Origin of the sequence: Streptomyces sp. x-80 (genome assembly GCF_046549095.1) — a bacterium.
In the GTDB taxonomy this organism is placed as follows: Bacteria; Actinomycetota; Actinomycetes; order Streptomycetales; family Streptomycetaceae; genus Streptomyces; species Streptomyces celluloflavus.
The window spans coordinates 60,672-82,982 of sequence record NZ_JAJPWM010000008.1; the positions used below are offsets into that span (position 1 = coordinate 60,672).

Sequence of the window (22,311 nt, forward strand, 5' to 3'; positions counted from 1 at the left end):
CCTCTGGCACCATGAGGGGCCACCGAGGAGAGACGAGGACGGCCATGACCACGTGGGACGCGGAGTCGTTCGACGAGTTCGAGCGGACGGGCTGGTCCGGTCGCGCCGACGCCTACCGGGCGGGCTTCGGGCGGCTGACTCCCCGGCTGGCCGAACCGCTGCTGGACGCCGCGGGGGTGACCGCGGGGACCCGGGTGCTGGACGCGGGCTGCGGGCCGGGCCCGGTCGCCGCGGCGGCGCTGGAGCGCGGGGCGAAGGTGACGGCCGTGGACGCCTCACCGGAGATGGCCGAACTCGCCGGACGGACCCACCCGGGCCTCGACACCAGGGTCGCGCTGCTCACCGAACTCCCCTTTCCCGACGGGGAGTTCTCCGCCGTCGTCGGCAACTTCGTGATCAACCACCTCGGCGATCCGGCCGCCGGGCTCGCGGAGCTGCGCCGGGTGCTGGCCCCCGGCGGCCGGCTCGCGCTGACCTGCTGGGAGAAGGAACCGATGCGCGCGCTCGCGCTGTTCGGCGAGGCGCTGGCCGAATCGGGTGTGCCGTACCCCGCCGGGGTGCCCCAGGCGGGGCCGTTCCTGGCCGCCTCCACCGCACCGGACCGTCCGTCGGCGTTCCACGGGCTGCTGGCGGACGCCGGGTTCGCGGACGCCGATGTCGAGACGGTCAGCTGGCTGCACCGCGTCGATCCGGACCAGTGGTGGACCGACCTCGTGACGGGCACTCCGCTGACCGGCACGGTGGTCTCCCGGCTCGACGCGGCGTCGTACGCGGCCGTCCGCCGGATCTACGACCGCAAGGCCGCCGCGCACGCGGTCGGTGACGGCTTCGTGGCACTGCCCGTCGTCGCCCTCCTGGGCAGCGCGACCCGGCCCGCCTGAGGCGTCCGCACCACGCTACGGTACTGGCGCACCCTCACCCTCTCCTGTCACACCCATTACCACACGCCTGCCCCCATGTCCACGCAAGCAGCGCAATCCCCTCCTTGGCGGCGAAAACAACGCACAGGCCGCGTCAAGTCTTGCCCATGGGCCGGTCAGGGCGCAGCCGCCACATCGCTGCGCGGGCCTGGGGTGATGGCCCCTCGGGCGTGCGGAATGGCGTGTTCGATTGACGGAGATATGGTGTCGAATAGCGAACCCGGCGTGGGTAGGGGTCGTCTGTAGGGACGGATATCCGAGGGGTATCCGTACCACTGGCGTCGAACAGAGGCATACCCATGTCTTCGTCCCTACTCGAATCCCCCTGTGATCCGCCGGAGCCGCACCCCGCGGTGGGCATCTACCACGGGGCGGCCGCTCCGCCGCCCCGGACCCTGCTTCACGTACTGGATGCCACCGCGGCCGCGCACCCCGGCGCCGACGCCCTCGACACCGGGGACGAGGTGCTCGACTACCGCGGGCTGAGCGCGGCGGTCGCGCGCCGGGCCCGCAGGCTGTCGGAGCACGGCATCGGGCCCGGCGACCGGGTCGGCATCCGCATTCCCTCCGGCACGGCCGAGCTGTATCTGTCCCTGCTCGCCGTGCTGCGCAGCGGCGCCGCCTACGTCCCGGTCGATGCCGACGACCCCGACGAACGCGCCGCCACCGTGTTCCGGGAGGCCGGGGTGTGCGCCGTGATCGGGGCGGACGGGCGGCTCGCGCCGCGGGGCGAACCGCGCGGCGGCACACCGGGGAAGGCTCCGGGGCCGCAGGACGACGCCTGGATCATCTTCACGTCGGGGTCGACCGGCGCCCCCAAGGGCGTCGCGGTCAGCCACCGGTCGGCCGCGGCGTTCGTCGACGCCGAGGCGGGGCTCTTCCTCCAGGAGGGCGACCGCCCGCTGGGACCGGGCGACCGGGTCCTCGCGGGGCTGTCCGTCTCGTTCGACGCCTCGTGCGAGGAGATGTGGCTGGCCTGGCGGCACGGCGCCTGCCTGGTGCCCGCGCCGCGCTCGCTCGTCCGGGCGGGCCACGAGCTGGGCGGCTGGCTGATCGAACGCGGCATCACCGTGGTGTCCACGGTGCCCACGCTGGCCGCGCTCTGGCCGGACGAGGCGCTCGCGCGGGTACGGCTGCTGATCGTCGGCGGTGAGGCGTGCCCGGCCGGGCTCGTGGAGCGGTTCGCCACACCGGGACGGGAGATGTGGAACACCTACGGCCCGACGGAGACGACCGTCGTGGCGTGCGCGGACCGGATGACCGCGGGTCTGCCGGTACGCATCGGACTGCCGCTGGACGGCTGGCGGCTGGCGGTCGTCGACGCCACGGGCAAACCGGTGCCCTACGGCTGCGAGGGCGAGCTGGTGGTCGCGGGCGCGGGCGTCGCGCGCTATCTCGACCCCGTCAAGGACGCGGACCGGTTTCGGCCCTGCGCCGCGCTGGACGCGGCACGCGCCTACCGGACCGGGGATCTCGTACGGGCCGAACGCGCCGGGCTGGTCTACGTCGGCCGGGCGGACGACCAGGTCAAACTGGGCGGCCGGCGGATCGAGCTCGGCGAGATCGACGCCGCGCTGAGCGCGCTGGACGGGGTGCGCGGGGCCGCCGCCGCCGTCCGCACCACCCCCGGCGGCGGACAGATCCTGGTCGGCTACGTGGTGACCGGGAACGGCGCCGACGGCGGTACGGGGTTCCGGGCGGATCACGCGCGCGGCGTGCTGGCGGACCGGCTGCCCGCCGCACTGGTACCGGTACTCGCCGAGGTCGCGGAGCTGCCCACCCGTACCTCGGGCAAGGTGGACCGCGACGCCCTCCCCTGGCCGCTGCCCGCGCTCGCCGGCGGCGGCGGCGCGGAGAGCGGACCGGGCGAGGAACTGTCCGGGAGCGCCGCGCGGCTCGCGGAACTGTGGGAGCGCATGCTCGGCGTCCGGCCCGGGGCGGACAGCGACTTCTTCGCACTGGGCGGCACCAGCCTGAGCGCGGCGCGGCTGGCCTCCGAACTCCGCGCGCACCACCCGGGCGTGTCGGTGGCCGACCTCTACCGGCAGCCGGTGCTGCGGGACATGGCCGGACATCTGGACTCCCTCGCGGGCGAAGCGGGCCCGGCCCGGCCGGTGCGGCCGGTACGGCGGCGCACCGGAGCGGCCCAACTCCTGGTACAGACGGTGCTGTTCGTGATCGCGGGGCTGCGGGTGCTGGTCGGCATCATGACGGCCGACAATGTGCTCGCCCTGCTGGCGCCGCAGGCGTGGGCGCCGTACACCTCCTGGTGGCTGGTGATCGCCGGCTGGCTGGTACTGCTGAGCGCCCCCGGCCGGTTCCTGATCGGCGCCGGGGCCGCCCGCGCGCTGACCCGCACCATCGTGCCGGGCAGCTATCCGCGCGGCGGCCGGGTCCATCTGCGGCTGTGGAGCGCCGAGCGGATCGTCGCGGCCTTCGGCGTCCCCGCGCTGCTGGGTACGCCCTGGGCGGGCCGCTACGCCCGTGCCCTGGGCTGCCGGGTGGGGGCGAACGTGGCGCTGCACGCCATGCCGCCGGTGACCGGGCTGGCCGAGTTCGGCGACGGTGCGAGCGTCGAGCCGGAGGCCGATCTGGCGGGCTGGTGGCTGGACGGGGAGACGCTGCACATCGGCGCCGTACGGATCGGGGCCGGGGCACGCGTCGGCCACCGGAGCATGCTGATGCCCGGTGCCGAGGTCGGGCCGGAGGGCGAACTGGCGCCCGGCGCCTGCCTGGACGGCGTGGTGCCCGAGGGGAATTGCTGGACCGGCTCGCCGGCCCGCCCCGCCAAGGGGTACGCGCAGATCGCCGGCAAGGGCTGGCCCGCGCCGAGGCCGGAGCGCTCCCGCCGCTGGAGCGCCGCCTACGCCCTCTCGCTGGCCGGACTCCCGGCGCTGCCGCTGCTCGCCTCGCTGCCCGCGCTGGTCGGCGTCTACTACCTGGTGCGCGACTGCGCGACGCTCTCCGCGGCGGCGCTGCGGCTGTTCGCCGCCGTCCCGGCGATCGCGATCGGCACGACGCTGTGCTGGATGGTGGTGGTCGCCGCCGTGGTCCGGCTGCTGGGCCGGGGCATCCGGCCCGGTATGCACCCGGTCTGCGGCCCGGTCGCCTGGCGGGCCTGGCTGGTGACCCGTCTCGTCGACGGCGCCCGCGGCACCCTCTTCCCGCTCTACGCGAGCCTGGCGACACCGCTGTGGCTGCGGCTGCTCGGCGCCCGGGTCGGCCGGCGCGCCGAGATCTCCACGGTGCTGCCGCTGCCGTCCCTGCTGAGCGTCGAGGACTTCGCCTTCCTCGCCGACGACACGCTGGTCGCTCCGTACGAACTGCGCGGCGGCTGGCTGCGGCTGGGGACCGCGCGTATCGGGCGGCGGTCCTTCGTCGGCAACTCCGGCATCGTGGGGCCGGACCGCGCGGTGCCCGACGAGAGCCTGATCGGTGTGCTGTCGGACGCCCCGGAGCACAGCGAACCGGGCACCTCCTGGCTGGGGCGGCCCGCGCTGCCGCTGCCGCGGGTGGCGACGGCCGGTGAGGTGGGACGCACCTTCGAGCCGCCGCGCCGGCTGGTGGTGGCGCGCGCCGCCGTCGAACTGTGCCGGGTGCTGCCGCTGATGTGCGCGATGGCGCTCACCGAGGCCGTGCTGCTCACCGAACAGGGCGCGCTGGACACCGGCGGGCCCGGCCTGGCGGTCCTGGTGGGCGCGCCGCTGCTGCTGCTCGCGGCGGCGGTGGCCGCGCTGACCACGACCGCGGCGAAGTGGCTGCTGGTGGGCCGCTTCACGGCGGGCGAGCATCCGCTGTGGTCCTCGTTCGTGTGGCGCAACGAGCTGTACGACACCTTCGTCGAATCGCTCGCCGTCCCATGGATGACCAACGCGTTCACCGGTACGCCCGTGCTGAACTGGTGGCTGCGCAGCCTCGGGGCCCGGATCGGCCGCGGTGTGTGGTGCGAGACGCACTGGCTGCCGGAGACGGATCTGATCACCCTCGGGGACGGGGTGAGCGTCAACCGCGGCTGTGTGCTCCAGACCCACCTCTTCCACGACCGGATCATGCGGCTGGACACCGTCCACCTCGCGGCGGGCTCCTCGCTGGGTCCGCACAGCATCTCGCTGCCGGGTACCGCCGTGGGGGCGCACGCCTCCATCGGGCCGTCCTCCCTGGTGATGCGCGGCGAGAGCGTCCCGGCGGGGACCAGATGGGCGGGCAATCCGATCGCGGGGGCCACGGGCGGCGCGCGGAGCGGTGTGCGCGCCACCGGCACCCCGGTGGCGGCGGGTGCGCCCGGCACTCCGGTGGCAGTGGGTGCGCCCGGCACTCCGGTGGGGGCCGTCGAAGGAGGCGGCCCCGCATGACCTGGTGCACCCGCAGGGCGCTGGTCAGGACCGCCGCCCTGCTCCCGCTCGCCGCCGCGGCCGACTGCTCCACCGGCCGCGCCGACCGCTACTTCCCCCAGCACGGCACGGCCGCCCACCGCACGGTCGCCTACGATCTGCGCCTGGCCTACGACCCGGACAGCGGCCGGCTCGACGGCCGCGCCCGGATCGACGCCGTGGCCGGCCCCCCGCTGGACCGGGTGGAGCTGGATCTCGCGCGGCTCTCGGTGCACTCCGCCGAGGTGGACGGGCGGGCGGCGCGCACCCGGCAGCGGCAGGGCAAGCTGTTCCTGGAGGCGCCGCGCCGGATCGCCGCCGGGGCGCCGTTCACCCTCGACGTGCGCTACCGGGGACGGCCCGGCCCGCTGCGCTCGCCGTTCGGCTCCATCGGCTGGGACCGTACCGGCGACCGCTACGACGGGACGCTGGTGGCGTCCCAGCCGCTGGGCGCGCCGTCCTGGTTCCCGTGCAACGACCGCCCCGACGACAAGGCCGCCTACACCTTCCGGATCACCGTCCCGCGCGGCCACCAGGCGCTCGCCAACGGCACCCTGCACGAGCGCAGCCAGGACGGGCGGACGGAGGTGTGGACCTACCACCACCCGGGCCCGATGTCCTCCTATCTGGCCGCTCTCTACACGGGCCGCTTCCAGCACGAGCATCTGCCGGCCGTCACCACGGTCGACGGCCGGCCCGTCTCGCTGCACAACGCCTTCCCGCCGCGGCTGGCCGAAGCCGCCCGATACGACCTGGGGCGCCAGCCCGAGATGCTGCGGCACTTCACCGAGCTCTTCGGCCCGTACCCCTTCGAGTCGTACGGCGCCGTGGTGGTGGACGCCGACCTCGCGGAACCGGTCGAGAACCAGACGCTCTCCGTCTTCGGCCGCAACCACATCGACGGGAAGCGGGGCTGGGAGACGCTGGTCGCGCACGAGATGGCCCACCAGTGGTACGGCAACAGCGTCGGCCTCAGCGACTGGCGGCACATCTGGCTGAACGAGGGGTTCGCCACCTACGCCGAGTGGCTGTGGTCCGAGCACCTCGGGGAGGACGACGCGGACACCATCGCCCGCCGTGAGCGCGTCTCGATGGGCCGCCGTGACCAGGACCTCTGTCTCGCCGAGCCGGGCCCGCGCCATATCTTCGACAACCGGGTCTACGTCCGCGGCGCCTGCACCCTGCACGCGCTGCGACTGGCCATGGGCGACGACCGCTTCTTCCCCATGCTGCGCGCCTGGCACGACACGCACCGCGGCCGGACCAGCGACACGGAGGCGTTCATCACCCACGCGGACCGGCACACCGTCCGGGCGGTCCGGCCGCTCCTGCAATCCTGGCTCTACGACAAGACGCTGCCGGAGCTGCCCACGGGGAGCGGTCTGCGGCACGTGTGACGTGCGGTGCCGTCCGGCGGGCCGACGGCGCTCCGTGGACCCGCCCCACGCCCGCGGCGCCGGGCACGGACCGGCCGCGGTGAGAAACACGCGGGGCCACCCCTCGTGGACGGGGAGCGGCCCGGTGCCGGTCCGCCCCGGGCGGTGCGGCGGCACCGCCGGCGGCACATCCCGCCGCCCCCACCGACCCGGTAGACCGGCCGCACCGCACCGACCTGCGCCTTCCGCACCCCGCTCCGGCGTGGCCGCCGCCCGGGAGCCGTTCGTGGCACACCCCTTGACGTGCTCGCCGCGCGCTGATTGTTTGGACCCGCATTCAGCTACCGAATGATCGGTAGGGAGACAAGGCGGGTGACACTCCATGCCGGAAGCGGCTACGGGCAGGGCGGCGTTCGACGAGACCGAAAGGCTCTCCAGGGACGCGTTGCGGGAACTCCAGCTGACACGGCTGCGCGCCTCGTTGCAGCACGCGTACGACCACGTTCCCTTCTACCGCACGTCCTTCGACCGGGCCGGGGTACGGCCGCAGGACTGCCGCTCGCTCGGTGATCTCACCCGGTTCCCGTTCACCGTCAAGGACGATCTGCGGTCCAACTACCCCTTCGGGATGTTCGCCGTCCCCCGGAGCGAGGTCCGCCGCATCCACGCCTCCAGCGGCACGACGGGCCGTCCGACGGTCGTCGGCTACACCGCACGCGATCTGTCGTCCTGGGCGGATGTGGTGGCCCGCTCGATCCATGCGGCCGGCGGGCGGGCCGGTCACACCGTCCATATCGCCTACGGATACGGCCTGTTCACCGGCGGTCTCGGCGCGCATTACGGGGCGGAGCGGCTCGGCTGTACCGTCGTGCCGGCGTCCGGCGGGATGACCAGCCGGCAGGTGCAGATCATCCGGGACTTCCGCCCCGAGATCATCATGGTGACGCCGTCGTACATGCTCACCCTGCTGGACGAGTTCGAGCGGCAGGGCATCGATCCCCGGTCGACCTCGCTCAAGGTGGGCATCTTCGGCGCCGAGCCGTGGACGCAGGAGATGCGCCGCGAGATCGAGGAACGGTTCGCGATCGACGCGGTGGACATCTACGGCCTGTCGGAGCTGATGGGGCCGGGGGTCGCGCAGGAGTGCGTGGAGACCAAGGACGGGCTGCACATCTGGGAGGACCACTTCTATCCGGAGGTGGTCGATCCGATCACCGGCGAGGTGCTGCCCGACGGTGCCTCCGGTGAGCTGGTGTTCACCTCGCTCACCAAGGAGGCGATGCCGATCGTCCGCTACCGCACCCGTGATCTGACCCGGCTGCTGCCCGGCACCGCCCGCCCCGCCTTCCGCCGGATGGAGAAGATCACCGGGCGCAGCGACGACATGATCATCCTGCGCGGGGTCAACCTCTTCCCCGCGCAGGTCGAGGAGATCGTGCTGCGGACGCCGGGCGTCGCCCCGCATTTCCAGCTGCGGCTCACCCGCGAGGGCCGGATGGACCGGCTGACCGTACGCGCCGAGGCCCGGCCGGACGCGGCCCCGGAGGCGCGTACGGCGGCCGCTGGGCGGATCGCGCGCTGCGTCAAGGACGGTATCGGGGTCTCGGTCGACGTCGAGATCGTCGATCCGGAGACGCTGGAGCGCTCGGTCGGCAAGATCAAGCGCATTGTCGACGCGCGGCCGCGGGAGCGGGGCTGACGGAGCCGGGCAGGCGGCGCCGGGCGGGCGGCGCCGGGCGGGCGGCGCGGGCGCGGTCCGGCGACGGCCGCCGGACCGGGCCGCCGCCGGATCAGGTCCTCGCCCGATCAGGACATCGCCGGATCAGGACATCGCCGGGTCGCCCTTGATGACGGCGAACGGGGCGCCGGCCGGGTCCGTCAGCATGGCCAGCCGGCCGACTCCGGGTGCGTCGGCCGGGGGGATGATGACCGTGGCGCCGTGCGCGGCGGCCGAGGCGACGGTGGCGTCGCAGTCGGTCACGCCGAAGTACGGGTGCCACTCCGACCGCGAACCGGCCGCCAGATTCATCTGCGCCAGCTGCATGATGCCGCCCTGCCCCGTGTCGTCACCCTTGCCGCCGCCGGGCGAGGACACCACGGTGTAGACGAGGTCGCCGGCCATCGGCATGTCCTGGGTCTGCCAGGAGAAGACGGCGCGGTAGAAGTCCTTCGCGGCGGCCGCGTCGGTGGTGTAGAGCTCCGTCCAGCAGAGGGTGTCGGGCTCCATGACCGCTTCCAGGCCCTTGACGTCACGGGGCTCCCACACGGCGAAATCGGCGCCCGTCGGATCGGTGAACCCGGCCAGCCGCCCGGCGGTGAAGACCTCCATCGGCGGGAAGCGGACCGAGCCGCCGGCCTGCTCGACCGCCTTGACCGTGGCCTCGGCGTCGGCGGAGTGGAAGTACACCGTCCAGGCGGAGCTCGCGCCCTCCTCCAGCGGGCCGACGGCGGCGACGGTCCGGCCGTCGCGCTGGAAGAAGCCGTAGCCGCCCGCCTCCGGACCGGCCGAGTGGAAGGTCCAGCCGAAGACGGCGGAGTAGAAGGTGGTGGCGGCGTCGATATCGGGGGCCCCGAGGTCGAGCCAGTTCGGTGTGCCCGGGACGAAATCGGTCGTCAGCATGGGAATTCCTCCGGTGTACGGGGCGAGACGGCACCCGCCATGCGGGGGCCGGGCCCGCGGTGCGGTCCGCTGGGGGCCGGGGGCGGGGCGTCTGAGGGTGCGTCCGTTGGGTGGGGTTCTGTCGGGTGTGTCCGGTGGGTGGGCGTGTGTGCTGTGGGGTGGGGACGGGGTGGCCCCGCCCGGCCGGTTCCGTGGGCCTCGCGCCGGCCACTTCTCAGCATGGCAGGGGGCACTGACAGTCGCCCTTCGTACGGGTGGCGGCGGACCGGACGCGCCCCGGGAGCCGCTCCCCGGAGCCGGCGCCGCACCCGTGGTGACCGCTCGGGCACCACCGGATCGGGCAGGGCCGGATCGGGCAGTGCCGCAGCACGCCGGGCCGGACCGGGCAACGCCGGATCAGGCAGGGCCGAACCGGTCGCGCAGTTCCCGCTTGAGGACCTTGCCGCTGGCGTTGCGCGGCAGCGCGTCCACGAACAGCACCCGTTTGGGCGCCTTGAACGCCGCGAGGCGCGCGCGGGCCGCGTCGATCAGCTCCCGCTCCCCCACCCCGTCGCCGTCGCCGTCCGCGCCCGTACGCCGTACGACGACGGCGGTCACCGCCTCGATCCAGCGCTCGTCCGGCAGCCCGATGACGGCCACCTCCGCCACCTGGGGATGCTCGTAGAGCACGTCCTCCACCTGGCGCGAGGCGACCAGCACACCACCGGAGTTGATGACGTCCTTGATCCGGTCGACGACCGTGACATAGCCGTCGGCGTCCTGGACGGCCAGGTCCCCGGAGTGGAACCAGCCGTCCCGGAACGCCTCGGCGGTCTCCGCGGGCTTGTCCCAGTAGCCGGTGCACAGCTGCGGGGAGCGGTAGACGATCTCGCCCCGGGTGCCGGCCGGCACTTCCTGACCCGCCTCGTCCACCAGCCGCGCCTCCACGAACAGCACCGGCCGCCCGCAGGAGTCCGGCCGGTCCTCGTGTTCGGCCGGGCCCAGCACCATGGCCAGCGGCCCGATCTCGCTCTGCCCGAAGCAGTTGTAGAAGGCGAGCTGTGGCAGCCGGGCGCGCAGCCGGGCCAGCACCGGCACCGGCATGATCGAGGCGCCGTAGTACGCCTTGCGCAGACCGCGCAGATCGCGGACCGCGAAGTCCGGGTGGTTCGACAGTCCGATCCACACGGTCGGCGGCGCGAACAGGCTGTCCGCCCGGCCCGCCGCCACCAGTTCGAGGAGCCGCGCCGGGTCGGGACCGTCCAGGATGAGGTTCTCCGCGCCGACCGCCAGGTAGGGCAGCAGGAAGACGTGCAGCTGCGCGGCGTGGTAGAGCGGCAGCGAGTGCACCGGCCGGTCCGTCTCCCGCAGGTCCAGGGCGACGACGGCGCTGGTGTAGGCGTGCACCAGCGCGCGGTGCGTCATCATGGCGCCCTTCGGCAGCGCGGTGGTGCCGGAGGTGTAGAGGAGCTGCACGAGCGCCTCGTCGGCCGCCGTGCCGTCGGCCCGCGCCCCGGCCGGATCCGGTCCGCCGGGCGCCGCGGCGGCCCCGGCCAGCCGCTCCAGCAGCCCGTCCGGGGCGTCGCGCAGCGGCATGCTGCGCACCGTGTCCGGCAGCCGGCCGGCGAGTGCGGGGTCGGTGAGCACCAGTGCGCTGCCCGACTGCGCCAGGATGTAGCGCAGGTCCTCGCCGGTGAGGCCATGGTTGACCGGCACATGCACCAGGCCGGCGCGGGCGCAGGCCAGGAAGCCGATGAGGTACGCGTCGGAGTTGTGGCCGTAGGAGGCGACCCGGTCGCCGGCGCGGAGCCCGTCCGCCAGCAGGACGCGGGCCGCGGCGCTCACCGCGGCGTCCAGTGCGCGGTAGGTCCAGGTCCGGTCCGCATACCGCACCGCCGTCCGCCGCGGCACCCGGCGCGCGCTGCGCCGCAGGACGTCGTCGACCGTGTTGCTCCGCGCTCGGGTCATGGCGTGATCCTCGGCCGCGCCCCGGCGCGGGTCAAGACATCCGGCGGTCCGGTGGCTACACGGCGCGGTCCCGCCCCGCCCAGTACGGGTCGCGCAGCCGCCGTTTGTAGAGCTTGCCGTTGGGGTCGCGGGGCATGGCCGCGAGGAAGTCGACGGACTTGGGCCGTTTGTAGTCCGCGAGGTGCCGTGCGCAGTGCGCCAGGATCTCCGCGGCCAGGCCGGGGCCCGGCGGGTGGCCGTCGGCGGGCTCCACCACGGCCTTGACCTCCTCGCCCCAGTCGTCGTGCGGGATGCCGAAGGCGGCCGCGTCGGCGACGGCGGGGTGGCCGAGCAGCACCGACTCGATCTCGGCGGGGTAGATGTTGACCCCGCCCGAGATGATCATGTCGATCTTGCGGTCGTGGAGGAAGAGATAGCCGTCCCGGTCCAGATGGCCGAGGTCGCCGACGGTGAAGAAGTCGCCGATCCGGTTCTCGCGCGTCTTGCCCTCGTCCTTGTGGTAGCTGAAACCGCCGGTGGCCATCTTCATGTAGACGGTGCCCACCTCGCCGGCGGGCAGCCGGTTGCCGTCGTCGTCGAGGACGGCCAGTTCGCTGATCGGCCAGGCTCTGCCGACCGTCCCCGGCTTCTTGAGCCAGTCCTGTGCGGTGGCGAAGGCGCCGCCGCCCTCGCTCGCCGCGTAGTACTCCTCCACGCAGCCGCCCCACCAGTCGATCATCGCGCGTTTGACGTGGTCGGGGCAGGGCGCGGCGCCGTGGATGGCGTGCCGCATCGAGCTGACGTCGTATGCCGTCCGGATCTCCGCGGGGAGCGCGAGGAGGCGGTGGAACTGGGTGGGCACCATGTGGGTGTGGGTGCAGCGGTGGGTGTCCATCAGGGCGAGCATGTCCTGTGGCGTCCACTTGTCCATCACGACGAGCCGGTGCCCGAGGTGCAGGGCGGCGGCCGCGAACTGGAGCACCGCGGTGTGGTAGAGCGGCGAGCAGACGAGGTGGACGTTGCCGTCGAACGGGGTGATGCCGAAGATGGCGAGAAAGCCGCCGAGATGGCTCTCCTCCGGGGGCGTGCCGGGCAGCGGGCGGCGGATGCCGCGGGGGCGTCCGGTGGTGCCCGAGGTGTAGTTCATGACCCAGCCGAGGGTGCGGTCGGCGGGCGCGGACCGCGGCTGACCGGCCAGCAGCCGCTCGTACGGGACGAAACCGTCGGCGGCGCCGCCGACGGCGTAGCGCCGGTCCGCCGGGAGGTGCGCCTCGTCGGCGGCGCGGCGGGCGGCGTCGGCGAACCGCTCGTGGGCGATCAGCACCTTCGCACCGGAGTCGGCGACGATCCAGGCGATCTCCGGTCCGACCAGGTGGTGGTTGACGGGGACGAGGTAGAAGCCGGCCTGGGACGCGGCGAGATAGGCGGTGAAGAACTCCACGCCGTTGGGGAGGACGGCGGCGAACGCGTCGCCGCGCGCCAGTCCGGCGGCGCGCAGTCCGTGCACGAGCTGGTTGCTCGCGGCGTGCAACCGCCCCGCGGTCCACTCCGTGCCGTCCGGGGCGATCAGCACCACCCGGTCCGGATCGGCGGCGGCCTGCGCCCAGAAGCCCCTGGGCGGTGAGTCGTGGGTCATGGCGCTCTCCTCCTCGGGATCAGGCGCGTCCGGCGATGCGGTTGATGCGGTCGATGGCCCGCTCGAAACCGCGGGTCAGGTCGTCGAAGACGGCCTGCACACTGCGTTCGCTGTTCATCCGGCCGACGATCTGGCCGACCGGCGTGCCGAGCAGCGGTTCCACCTCGTACCGCTGGATACGGGAGTTGGCCTCGGCGACCAGCAGGCCCTGCAACGGCATGGGCAGGGCGCCGGGGCCGCCCGGGTCGTCCCAGGCGTCGGTCCACTCGGTGCGCAACTGGCGGGCGGGTTTACCGGTCAGGGCGCGGGAGCGGACGGTGTCGCCGGGCCCGGCGGCGAGCAGTTTCCGGGTCAGCCGCCGGGAGTGCAGTTCGGCCTCCTCGGTGGTGAGCCAGAGGGAGCCGAGCCAGACGCCCTGCGCGCCGAGGGCCAGCCCGGCGGCGATCTGCTCGCCGGTGCCGATGCCGCCCGCGGCGAGCACCGGCAGCGGATCGACGGCGGCCACCACTTCGGGGGTGAGCACCATGGTGGCGATCTCGCCGGTGTGCCCGCCGGCCTCGTAGCCCTGCGCGACGACGATGTCGATACCGGCGTCCCGGTGGTGCCGGGCGTGCCGGGGGCTGCCGGCCAGCGCGGCGACGAGGACGCCGTGGTCGTGGGCGCGCCGGACGATATCGGCGGGCGGGGAGCCCAGCGCGTTGGCGAGCAGCTTGATCGGATAGCCGAACGCCACGTCGAGCTGGTCGCGGGCGACCTGCTCCATCCAGCCGGTGATCCGCCAGCCGGACGCCTCGCCCGCGGCGAGCCGCGGCACCTGGTGGCGGTCGAGGAGGCCGTCGACGAAGCGGCGGTGCCCCTCGGGGATCATCGCCTCGACCTCGGCCTCGCTGACGCCCGCCACCTTCTTGGCGGGCATCACCACGTCGAGGCCGTACGGCAGTCCCCCGGTGTGGTCCTGCATCCAGTCGAGGTCGCGGGCGAGGTCGTCCGGCGCGGTGTAGCGGACCGCGCCGAGCACCCCGAAGCCGCCGGCCCGGGTGATCGCGGCGGCGACCGCGGGGAAGGGGGTGAACCCGAAGACGGCGTATTCGGCTCCCAGCGTGTTGCTCAACTCCGTCTGCATGGGCGCAGGATGCCGCAGCGCGCCGTACGAGGGAAGAGGGTTTCTGATGCCACGTCAGATTCCGGACCGCACCGGCCACGGCCGGGAGGTCCGGTGCGCGGCGCAGGACACCACGGGCCCGGGGCACCACCGCAGGGCCGGACCGGGTGCCGCACCGCGCACCGTGGCCACGGAGGCGGGCGGCCCCGCCGGCCCGCCCGGCGCCCGTCTGCGCCACCGGTCACCCGGCGGCCGGCTGCCCGCTTCCCGGCCGGTCGCCGACGCGCCCGCCCCGCCCCCGCGGCCGCTCCCGGTCCTCCTCCAGCACCGCCATCGCCGCGTTGTGCCCGGGGATGCCGCTCACTCCCCCGCCGCGCACCGCGCCCGCCCCGCACAGCAGGACGTTGGCGTGCCCGGTCGCCACACCCCAGCGGCCCGGTGCGGTCGCCGCGCCGTCCGGGTCCGCGTACGGGAACGCCAGCTCGCGGTGGAAGATGTTGCCGCCGGGCAGCCCCAGTTCGCGGTCCAGATCCAGCGGGCTGCGGGCCTCGACGCAGGGCCGGCCGTCGGCGTCGCGGGCCAGGCAGTCGGCGAGCGGTTCGGCGAGGTGGGTGTCCAGCTCCGCGAGGGTGGCGGCGAGCAGCCGGTCGCGGGCGGCGGGGTGCCCGGGGGTGTCGGCGGCGAACAGCCGGGCCGGGGTGTGCAGCCCGAAGAGGGTGAGCGTGTGGTAGCCCCGGCGGACCAGCTCCGAGCCGAGGATCGAGGGGTCGGTCAGGGAGTGGCAGTAGATCTCGCTGGGCGGCGTGGCGGGCAGCTCACCGGCCGCGGCCTGCCGGTAGGCGGTCTCCAACTGCCGGTAGCCCTCGGCGACATGGAACGTCCCGGAGAACGCCTCCCGCGCGTCCACCCCCGGATCGCGCAGCCGCGGCAGCCGGGTGAGCAGCATATTGACCTTGAGCTGAGCGCCCTCGGCGGGCGGTGGCGGCGCTTCGCCGAGCAGCCGGGCGAGCTCCCGTGGCGCGGCGTTGACCAGCACCCGGCGGGCGCCGACCGGGCCCGCTGCGCACGTCACCTCCGCCGTCCGGCCGTCCGTCGCGATACCGGTCACCGCGCAGTCCGTGACGATCTCCGCCCCGGCGCCGCGGGCGGCGTCGGCCAGCGCGTCGGTGAGCGCGCCCATACCGCCGATCGGGACGTCCCAGTCGCCGGTGCCGCCGCCGATGACGTGGTAGAGGAAGCAGCGGTTCTGCCGCAGCGAGGGGTCGTGGGCGGCGGCGAAGGTGCCGATCAGGGCGTCGGTGAGCACCACGCCGCGCACCAGGTCGTCGGTGAAGGCTTCCTCGACCGCCTCACCCAGCGGGCGTTCGAAGAGCGCGTGCCAGGTGGCGTCGTCGTCGATCCCGGCGCGCAGTGCGGCGCGGCTGGGCAGCGGTTCGGTGAGCGTCGGGAAGACCCGCTCGGCGAGCCGCCGCGTCCGGCCGTAGAAGCACTGCCAGGCGGTGAACTCCCGGTCCGAGCCGGTGAGTTCGGCGAACGCCCGGCGGGTGCGGTCCGGCCCGCCGCCTACCAGGAGGCCGGTCGAACGGCCGTCGCGGACGGCGGGGGTGTAGGAGGCGACGGTGCGTTTGCGGACCGCGAAGCGCAGGCCGAGATCCTGGACGATCTTCGGTGGCAGCAGGCTGACCAGGTAGGAGTAGCGGGAGAGCCGGGCGTCGACCCCGGCGAACGCCCGGGTCGAGACCGCGGCCCCACCGGTGTGCGCCAGGCGTTCCAGCACGAGCACGCTGCGCCCGGCGCGTGCGAGATAGGCGGCGGCGACCAGTCCGTTGTGTCCGCCGCCGACGATGACCACGTCGTACGAAGTCCGTTCCGGCATGTCTCTTGGTAGCACGGGGTGACCGGGGTCGCCAGGCGCAGGCGGCTGAATCCTCCGTCCCGGGCAGCGAGGCTTCTTGACCGGGTCCGGGCCGCCTCTTAGCGTCCGGCCGTGCGCCGCCCCGGCACCACCCGGCCCGTGCGCCGCTCCGGCCGTCCCGCCCACCCGTGAGGTGACCCGTGTCCCCGTTTTCGGTCTTTTCGGTATCCCGCACCGGCCGCACCGTCGCCGGGCTGACGGCCGTGGCCGCCTGCGCGGCGGGACTGCTCTCGGCCACCGGCCCGGCGGCCGCCGACGCGGACCCGGCAGCCGCCGTCGCGCCGTATCCGAACCTGGCCCCGACACCCCCGATGGGCTGGAACAACTGGTCCTACTACATGTGCGACATCAACGAGCAGGTCGTGCTGGACAACGCGCGGGCGCTGGTGCGCACGGGGCTCGCGAAGAGGGGCTACCGCACCGTCACCGTCGACGACTGCTGGATGGCCAAGCAGCGCGGGTCCCGGGGCGAGCTGGTCGCGGACCCGGTGAAGTTCCCGCACGGCATGGCGTACGTGGGCCGTCAACTGCACGCGATGGGGCTGAAGTTCGGCATCTACGAGGATGTCGGCACCGCCACCTGCGGCAAGTTCCCGGGCAGTCTCGGCCATTTCCAGCAGGACGCCGACCAGTTCGCGCGCTGGAAGGTCGACTACCTCAAGGCCGACGGCTGCAATGTGCCCGTGCCCGCCGGACAGACCAAGGAGCAGGCGTACCGCGAGGCGTACGAGAAGATGAGCGGCGCGCTGACCGCCGCCGGCCGCCCCATCACCTTCTCGGTGTCCGCGCCGGCCTATTTCCAGTACAACGGCGACAGCGTCTGGCACCAGGTCATCGGCTGGTCCGCCCGGCTCGGCAATCTGTGGCGGGGCGGGCGGGACATCGCGACGCGGGAGCAGGACCCGGCCACGAAATGGTCCTCGATCGTCTACAACTTCGACTACAACGCCAAGCTGGCCCCCCTTCAGCGGCCCGGCCGCTGGAACGACCCCGACTTCCTGCTGACCGGCGACCCGGGGCTGACGGCGGACGAGACGCGCAGCCAGATGTCGCTGTGGTCGATGATGGCCGCACCGCTGATCTCCAGTACGGACCTGACCCGGATCGGCGCGACGGCGCGCCGGGCGCTGGGCAACAGGGACGTCATCGCCGTCGACCAGGACCCGCTCGGCGTCCAGGGCCGGATCGTGGCGCAGGGTGACGGTTTCACGGTGCTGTCCAAGCCGCTGAAGAACGGTGACCGGGCCGTCGCCCTGTTCAACTCCGGCGACTCCCGGCGCACGCTCGCCACCACAGCCGCCGCGGCCGGACTGCCGCCCGCCGCCTCCTACCGGCTGCGCGAGCTGGTCACCGGCCGCACCACGTCCGCCGGGCGGGACATCGTCGCGAAGGACGTACCGCCGCACGCCACGGTGCTCTACCGGATCACCGCACGCTGACCCGTCCGGCGGGGCACGGCGCCGCTACCGCCGGGCCGCGCGCTCCTGACGCAGCGTCGCGACCCGGCGGTAGAGTGCGACGGCCTCGGCGGTGCGGCCCAGCTGCTCCAGGCACTGGGCCTGGTCGCCGCGGCTGGCCAGCGCGTCCGGATGGGCCGCGCCCAGGACCCGTTCGCGGGCGTCGGCGACCTGGCGGTAGCCGCCCAGCGCGTCAGCCCAGCGGCCCAGCCAGCCCAGCGCCACGGCGACCTCCCGGCGGCTGACCAGGGTGTCGGGGTGGTCGGCGCCCAGGACGCGCACGCGCGCCGCCGCCACCTCGCGGGCCTCGGCCAGCGCCTCCTCCCAGCAGCCGAGCCGCCCCAGGTTGACGCCCAGGCCGTGCCGGGCCCGCAGCGTCTCCGGATCGTCGGCGCCCTGGACGCGAGTACGGGCCGCCGCCAGCTCGCGGTAGAGCGCCAGGGCCTCCCCGCTGCGGCCCAGCCGGCCCAGACCGATCCCGACCTCGTAGCGGGCGGCGAGGGTGTCGGGGTGGTCGGGGCCGAGCGTCCCGGCCCGTGCGTCCGCCACCTGCCGGTAGCCCCGCAGCGCCTCCTCCCACCTCCCCAACTGCCCCAGCACGCCGGCGATTTCGTAGCGGGTGCGGAGGGTTTCGGGGTGCCGCTCGCCGAGTACCCGGGCGCGCGCCTCGGCCACCTCCCGGGCCATCGCGTGGCAGTCCTCCAGCCGCCCCAGCCTGCGGAGGTTGAACGCGAGGTGGTGGCGGCAGCTGAGGGTGTCGGGGTGGTCGGGGCCCAGCGCACGCGTCCGCCCGGCCAGCACCGCGGCGCAGACCTGGTGCGCCTCGAAGTGCCGGCCGAGCCGGCCGAGCGCGTGGCCGGTCGCCAGCCGGGCGGTGAGGGTGTCGGGGTGGTCCGCGCCCAGGCTGCGGGCGCGGGCCGCGGCGACCCGCTCGTACCCGGTCAGTGCGGCGGCGGGGTGCCCCGACCGGTCGAGGGCGCGGGCTTCCTCGAAGTGGCTGGCGAGAGTGTCGGAGTGGTCGGGCCCGAGGAGCCGCGCGCGTTCGGCGGCGACGGCGCGGTGTACGTCGCCCGCCGCCGACCAGCGGCCCTGCCGGCCGAGGGCGAGCCCGGCGGCGTGCCGGGCGGCGAGGGCGGTGCGCGGCTCACCGGCCGGGCCGGCGGGCACTGCGGCCGGGGACGCCTCGCTGTGCGGTGCCGCGGGGCCGCGGGTCCAGGTGTCGGTGAGGGCATCGAGGCCCTGACCCGACGGCCCCGGACCGGCCGGACGGGCGCCGCTCGCCGGGGAACCGCCGGTCATCCCCCGCGTCCACGAGGGCAGCCGATGCGTGCCGGCGGTCTCCGGATCGTCCACACCACTCATGCCGTGCTCGCCGTGCTCGCCGTTCGCGGGCGCCGCCGCCACGGTGGGGTGGCCGGCCTGCGGCCGGCGGGCGTCGGCGAGGCGTTTGCCCAGTTCGGCGGCGTCCCGCGGCCGGTCGTCCGGGTCCTTGGCCAGCAGGTCCAGCACGATCCGTTCGTACGCCTCGGGCAGGTCCGGGCGCCGGTTGCGCGGGGGTTCCGGGGCGGTGTCGCGGTGCCCGATGAGCACCGCCCAGGCGTCCCCCAGATCGAACGGCGGGACTCCGGTGGTGATCTCGTACAGCACACAGCCCAGGGAGTAGAGGTCGCTGCGGTGGTCGACGGTGCCGGCGCCGATCTGCTCGGGGGACATGTAGTGCGGGGTGCCCATGGCCATACCTGTGCCGGTCAGCCGGGCGGTGAAGCCGATGTCGTCGCCGAGGCGGGCGATACCGAAATCGCAGATCTTGACCGTGCCGTCGGCGGTCCGCACGATGTTGGCCGGTTTCAGATCGCGGTGGACGACGGCCTGTTCGTGGGTGTAGGCGAGCGCGGCGGTGAGCTGTTCGGCGATCTCGACGATGTCCACGACGGGCAGCGGTTCGCGCCGGTTGTCGTCCAGCAGCTGGCTGAGGTTGCGGCCGGTCAGCAGCTCCATGACGAGGAAGAGGGTGTCGCCGTCCTCGCCGAAGTCATGGACGACGGTGATACCGCGGTGCTGGAGCGCGGCCGCGACCCGGGCCTCCCGGCGGAACCGCTCGCGCAGCACCCGCAGGAACGACGCGTCGTGCTGCGGCCCCACGGGCTTGAGACATTTGACGGCGACCTGGCGGCCCAGCGATTCGTCGCGGGAGCGCCACACCTCGCCCATCCCGCCGCGTCCGATCCGTTCGAGCAGCCGGTAGCGTCCCTGGATCAGCCTGCTCTCCACCATCGTGTACCGCCGCCCCCGTCGCCGACTCCGTTCCGTCGCGCAGCTCCCCCTGCGTGTCCTGCCCGTCCAGTATGGCGGCGCGGCGGCGGAGCTTGTAGGGGACTCGGCGGCGGCCGGTGCCGATCCGGTCGGCGGTGCACGGGGTGCGCCGGGGCGGGCGGGACCCGCGTGCGGCGCGCGTGGCGGGCCGTCGCCGGTGCGGCGCCGCCGGGCGACGGTGCCCGGCCGGGTGCGCCCTAACCCGGTGTCACGGCGTAGCCGTCGGCCGTCCAGCCGCCGTCGCTGACCATCACCTGGCCGGTGATGTTCGCGGACACGTCGGAGGCCAGGAAGAGGGCGAGGTGGGCGATGTCCGCCGACCGCCCGAGGACGCCGCGCGGGGTGCGGCGGCGCAGTGCCGCCGTGTCCAGCCGGCCGGCCGCGGCGAGCCGGGCCACCAGGTCGGTCTCGACATAGCCGGGCGCCAGCGCGTTGACGCGGATGCCGTACGGGGCCCATTCGACGGCCAGCACCTTGGTGAGGGAGGCGACGGCGGCCTTGGTCGCACAGTACGCCGCGCGTTCGGGCCCCGCGGTCACCCCGTACATCGACGAGGTGGTGAGGATGACGCCCCCGTCGCCGTCGCGCATGAGGCGGGCGGCCGCCCGCGCGCAGACGAAGACGCCCGTGAGATTGACGTCCAGCGCGGCGTGCCAGCGCCCCAGTTCGAGGTCGAGGGACGGCGCGTTGGCGGACATCCCCGCGTTGCCGACCATGACGGACAGCTCCCCGGTGCGCGCGGTGAAGTCCGCGAGCGCCGCCGCCACGGCGTCCTCATCGCTCACCGGGGCGGTGGCCGTCGCGATCACCCGGTCCGGGTGGCGCGCCACCAGCAGGGGCCGTACGCGGTCCAGTTCGCCGCCGTCGATGTCGAGCAGCAGCACATGGCAGCCGGCGTGCGCGAAGGCGGTGGCCATCGCCAGGCCCAGGCCGCGCGCCGCGCCGGTGACGCACACGGACCTGCCGCGCAGATCGGGGTAGCTCGCCGCTTCGGTCGTCATGTTCCGTTCCCTGTCTTTCTCCGTGGGCTGAGCCGGGTGATTCCTCTCCTGGTCCCGGCCGCCCCTGGTTCTCCCCCGGCCGCCCCGGCGCGCGGGTGCTCAGGCCATGTGCATACCGCCGTTGACGTGGATGACCTCGCCCTGCACGAAGCTCGCCGCGGGCGAGCAGAGGAACGTGACGACGGAGGCGACCTCCGCCGGCCTGCCCAGGCGGCCCATGGGGGTGGTGGCCAGCGCGGTGTCGCCGCGGGTGGCGACGTAGTCGCGGGTCATGGGGGTCTCGATGATCCCGGGCGAGACCATGTTGATCCGCGCCCGGGAGCCCAGTTCCCAGGCGAGGCTGCGGGAGAAGGCGAGCAGGGCGCCCTTGGTCGCCGCGTAGTGCGCGTGCCGGATGCTGCCGCGGTGGCCCGCCATGGAGGTCAGGTTGACGATGCTGCCGCCCTCGTTGAGGTGGGGCAGGACGGCGCGGGTGAGGTAGAAGACGCCGTTGAGGTTGACCGAGATGACGGCGTTCCACTCCTCGTCGGTCATCTCGGCGACGGTCTGTTCGGGATAGATCCCGGCCGCCGGTACGAGGAAGTCCACCGCGCCGAACCTCTCGACCGCGGCGGCGACGAACGCGTTGTTGCTCTCCGAAGAGGCCGCGTCCAAGGTGCGGGTGAGCACCCGCGTACCGGTGGGGTCGAGGGTGGCGGCGAACTCCGTCAGGGCGCCGGCGTCCAGGTCGCCGAGGACCAGGTTGGCGCCGGCGGCGTGGAACTGGCGGGCCACCTCGCGGGCGATGCCGCCGCTCGCGCCGGACAGGAGGAGGGTCCGGCCCTGGAAGGGGTGGGCGTCAGTGCCCGGCGCCGGCGATATCTGCGGGGTCTGCGGTGTCTGCGGTGTCTGCGGTGTCTGCGGTGTCTGCGGTGTCATGGTCGTCCTCGGTGAAGAGTTCGGGGTGCTGGCCCAGTTCCAGCCGGGTGCGGCGGATGTGGCCGGTGAGAAATCGTTCGGCGTCGACGGTGTCGGCGCGCCTGATCGCCTCGATGATCAGGCGGTGTTCGGCGTGGATCAGCTCCCAGCCGCTGTCGCCCGCGAGCCGGGCGAAGGCGCGCCGGTAGTGCTGTGTGGTGTTCCAGAACCGGTCGACCAGGGCGGTCAGCTGGCCGACGCGGCAGCCGGCATAGGTGAGCAGATGCAGGCGGCGGTCGAGGGTCAGGAAGCGGTCCACGTCGGTGGTCTGCTCGATCTGCCGCGCGATCGCCGCCAGTTCGGCGATCTGCCCGGCGGTCAGGTGCGGAATGCTCTCGCTGAGGGCGAGCGGTTCGAGGCGTTCGCGGATCTTGTAGACGCCTTCGCACTCCGCCATGTCCATCTTGGAGACCCAGGCACCGCTGTTGGACTTCACTACGGTCAGGCCCTCGGCCGCCAGTATCCGCAGGGCCTCGCGTACCGGCAGCCGGCTGGCGCCGAGCCGGGCCGCGACCTCCTCCTGCCTGATCCGCGCGCCGGGGCGCAGTTCACCGCTGAGGATGGCGGTCCGCAGATGGTCGGCGACGCGCTGGCTGGCGACGGCGGAGGCGCCGGATCCGGAGGTACCGGACCCGGAGGTACGGGATGCGGAGGTGCTGGATCCGGTGGCGCTGGATCCGGTGGTCGGCTTCTGTGGCATGGCTCTTCCCGGTACGGC

The 22,311-nt window shown here is 74.1% G+C and carries 14 protein-coding genes; 5 read left to right on the forward strand and 9 right to left on the reverse strand.

Annotated elements, in window-relative coordinates:
• Positions 1–44 precede the first annotated feature (44 nt).
• The 4 genes from ACLJWH_RS17550 (at position 45) to paaK (ending at position 8,365) form a co-directional block, all read left to right on the forward strand.
• The gene (locus ACLJWH_RS17550; protein WP_411142656.1) at positions 45–881 is read left to right on the forward strand and encodes a class I SAM-dependent methyltransferase; all 837 of its coding nucleotides are present in this window, start codon (positions 45–47) and stop codon (positions 879–881) included.
• Between the two features lie 338 nt (positions 882–1,219).
• On the forward strand, positions 1,220–5,272 hold the full coding sequence (locus ACLJWH_RS17555; protein ID WP_411142657.1) for a Pls/PosA family non-ribosomal peptide synthetase: 4,053 nt from the start codon (positions 1,220–1,222) through the stop codon (positions 5,270–5,272).
• Entirely contained in the window at positions 5,269–6,687 is a 1,419-nt protein-coding gene (locus ACLJWH_RS17560) for a M1 family metallopeptidase (RefSeq protein ID WP_411142658.1), read from the forward strand. The genes ACLJWH_RS17555 and ACLJWH_RS17560 overlap by 4 nt, the downstream gene beginning before the upstream one ends.
• Positions 6,688–7,048: 361 nt before the next feature.
• The gene (gene paaK, locus ACLJWH_RS17565; protein ID WP_411142659.1) at positions 7,049–8,365 is read left to right on the forward strand and encodes a phenylacetate--CoA ligase PaaK; all 1,317 of its coding nucleotides are present in this window, start codon (positions 7,049–7,051) and stop codon (positions 8,363–8,365) included.
• A 123-nt stretch (positions 8,366–8,488) separates the two neighbouring features.
• On the opposite strand, the gene ACLJWH_RS17570 is transcribed toward paaK, so the two are convergent.
• From ACLJWH_RS17570 to ACLJWH_RS17590, 5 genes are all read right to left on the reverse strand, one after another.
• The gene (locus ACLJWH_RS17570; protein ID WP_411142660.1) at positions 8,489–9,286 is read right to left on the reverse strand and encodes a VOC family protein; all 798 of its coding nucleotides are present in this window, start codon (positions 9,284–9,286) and stop codon (positions 8,489–8,491) included.
• A 396-nt stretch (positions 9,287–9,682) separates the two neighbouring features.
• Positions 9,683–11,233, reverse strand: a complete 1,551-nt coding sequence (locus tag ACLJWH_RS17575) for a fatty acyl-CoA synthetase (protein WP_411142661.1) — start codon at positions 11,231–11,233, stop codon at positions 9,683–9,685.
• Between the two features lie 55 nt (positions 11,234–11,288).
• Positions 11,289–12,848: an acyl-CoA synthetase gene (locus tag ACLJWH_RS17580; RefSeq protein ID WP_411142662.1), complete on the reverse strand. Its 1,560-nt coding sequence runs from the start codon at positions 12,846–12,848 to the stop codon at positions 11,289–11,291.
• Positions 12,849–12,867: 19 nt separating this feature from the next.
• Positions 12,868–13,971: an NAD(P)H-dependent flavin oxidoreductase gene (locus tag ACLJWH_RS17585; RefSeq protein WP_411142663.1), complete on the reverse strand. Its 1,104-nt coding sequence runs from the start codon at positions 13,969–13,971 to the stop codon at positions 12,868–12,870.
• Between the two features lie 220 nt (positions 13,972–14,191).
• Positions 14,192–15,826 (reverse strand): phytoene desaturase family protein, encoded by a 1,635-nt coding sequence (locus ACLJWH_RS17590; RefSeq protein WP_411142664.1) that lies wholly within the window; start codon positions 15,824–15,826, stop codon positions 14,192–14,194.
• A 179-nt stretch (positions 15,827–16,005) separates the two neighbouring features.
• Between ACLJWH_RS17590 and ACLJWH_RS17595 the strand changes: the two genes are divergently transcribed.
• Positions 16,006–17,304: a glycoside hydrolase family 27 protein gene (locus ACLJWH_RS17595; RefSeq protein ID WP_411142665.1), complete on the forward strand. Its 1,299-nt coding sequence runs from the start codon at positions 16,006–16,008 to the stop codon at positions 17,302–17,304.
• 24 nt (positions 17,305–17,328) lie between these two features.
• Here ACLJWH_RS17595 and ACLJWH_RS17600 read toward each other — a convergent pair whose 3' ends face one another.
• From ACLJWH_RS17600 to ACLJWH_RS17615, 4 genes are all read right to left on the reverse strand, one after another.
• A complete protein-coding gene (locus ACLJWH_RS17600) occupies positions 17,329–19,596 on the reverse strand; it encodes a protein kinase domain-containing protein (RefSeq protein WP_411142666.1) in 2,268 nt (755 codons plus the stop codon).
• 236 nt (positions 19,597–19,832) lie between these two features.
• Positions 19,833–20,636: an SDR family NAD(P)-dependent oxidoreductase gene (locus tag ACLJWH_RS17605; RefSeq protein WP_411142667.1), complete on the reverse strand. Its 804-nt coding sequence runs from the start codon at positions 20,634–20,636 to the stop codon at positions 19,833–19,835.
• A gap of 99 nt (positions 20,637–20,735) precedes the next feature.
• Entirely contained in the window at positions 20,736–21,554 is an 819-nt protein-coding gene (locus ACLJWH_RS17610) for an SDR family NAD(P)-dependent oxidoreductase (protein WP_411142668.1), read from the reverse strand.
• Positions 21,475–22,293 carry a GntR family transcriptional regulator gene (locus ACLJWH_RS17615; protein ID WP_411142669.1) on the reverse strand — a complete coding sequence of 273 codons (819 nt, stop codon included), beginning with the start codon at positions 22,291–22,293 and terminating at the stop codon, positions 21,475–21,477. Before ACLJWH_RS17615 ends, ACLJWH_RS17610 begins: the two co-directional genes overlap by 80 nt.
• Between the last annotated feature and the right edge of the window lie 18 nt (positions 22,294–22,311).